The organism is Prolinoborus fasciculus (assembly GCF_056724605.1).
On sequence record NZ_JBWZQN010000186.1, the window covers coordinates 1 to 453 of the forward strand.

Here is a 453-nt window from a genome sequence, read left to right on the forward strand (position 1 = left end):
CCCATTCGTCCAGGTAACAGATCTTTAATCTGTTCCCATTGATCATCTCTTAAGGCATAGCGTTTAGTCATAAAAGTATAATGGGGACAAGGTGGTTTTCCTCAAGGTAATTGATGACACGCCCTAGTTCTATCTGCGAACCTTTGATTTATACTAGCCGGATAACATCACCGGCTTTAAATCAGTTTAGCGACTTTATGAACTTAAAGAAAAATAAAAGACAGCTTGTCTGGGGTTTAAATCTGCTTGCATCGATGATGTATGGCAGCTTTGCTCATGCGCAGAGCATCAGCTTTCAGGATGCTGAACGTCAGTTGTTGCAAAACTCTTATAGCAGCCAAGCCTATCAAAGTCTGGAACAGGCCTCAAAACTTGAAGCTGAAGCAGTGAAAGGTATAGGTCTGCCACGAGTCGACCTGAATGTTCGTGCGTATGCCTTTCATAATGAACTCG

1 protein-coding gene is annotated in these 453 nt (G+C 42.6%); it reads left to right on the forward strand.

What is annotated here, in order from left to right; all coding sequences use genetic code 11:
• Positions 1-197: 197 nt before the first annotated feature.
• On the forward strand, positions 198-453 hold a 256-nt coding region (locus tag AC1P5O_RS16875), incomplete at its 3' end, for a hypothetical protein (RefSeq protein ID WP_499006441.1).